At 60.7% G+C, this 1,014-nt stretch carries 1 pseudogene; it reads right to left on the bottom strand.

Annotation, left to right across the window (positions count from 1 at the left end):
- Positions 1–1,014: pseudogene (locus tag B2W52_RS08100) on the bottom strand (ArnT family glycosyltransferase); the annotation flags it as partial.

Consider the following 1,014-nt stretch of genomic DNA (forward strand, 5'->3'; position numbering starts at 1 on the left):
ACCGGTAAAGAAGCTGAAATGGGTGAAGTCGCGTTTGGAAAACAGCAGGAACTGCTCCCGGAAGTCGATCATGCCGAGCTGCCCGCCGGGCGGGATATGCTGTTCTGCGGCGGCCAGCACGTTGCGAGGAGTTCGAAGCGGCTCAAGAATTCGATAGCCCCAGGTGCCCAGCAGCAGCCAGGTGATCATCATGGCCAGAAACAGACGCCCCAGCGCACGGGAGCGCCAGAACCCGAACAGGGTGATCAGCCAGGCCAGTCCTATGACGAAGACGAACGTCCCCGCCTCGTGCAGTTTGGCCGGGTCGGTGCTGTAGTCAGCCACTTTTTCAACCAACCTGGGGTGGTCGTTCCAGGCCAGGACGCCAACCGCCATCAACGCGATACCGAGCAGTAACTGCACACCTGTCAGGAGCGGCGGAAACCACCCCGCCGGTTTCTGGCTGCTGAGCAGCGGGGCGAGAATCAGCGCCAGCATGGGCAATGCTGGCAACAGGTAAACACCGCGCTTGCCGGGGCTGAGGCTGAAAAACACGATGACCAGGGCAATCCAGCCCAGAAGTACAGGAATAATCGGCCGGTACCGGGCGGTTTCAGACAGGGGCCGGATCAAGGCCAGCAGCAACAGCGGAAGAGGAAACCAGAGCGAGGGGATGACGCTGGTGAGGTAATAGTACCAGGGCTGGATATGGCCCCATGAGTCGGCATAGCGCTCGCCGGTCTGCTTGAACAGGATATTATTCCGATAAGCCAGGGCCTCTTCGGTGCCGAGATTGTTAACGTAAAGCACCATGGGAATCAGCCAGGCGGCAACCACTGCCAGCATGGCCAGCGGGCCCAGTGCGCAGCGCCAGGTGAGCGTGCCACGGAACAATGCGCGATCGCGAAGCTTCATGACCACGATCGGAATGAGCATCAGCGCCGGCAGGAAGCCAACCCCTTTGGTGATGATCCCGAGCCCCATAAACGCCCAGCCAACGAAGTACCAGCCCCAGGCGGGCCCGGTGAAAAAGTG

The organism is Marinobacter sp. UBA2498 (assembly GCF_002341575.1).
GTDB classification, from domain to species: domain Bacteria; phylum Pseudomonadota; class Gammaproteobacteria; order Pseudomonadales; family Oleiphilaceae; genus Marinobacter; species Marinobacter manganoxydans.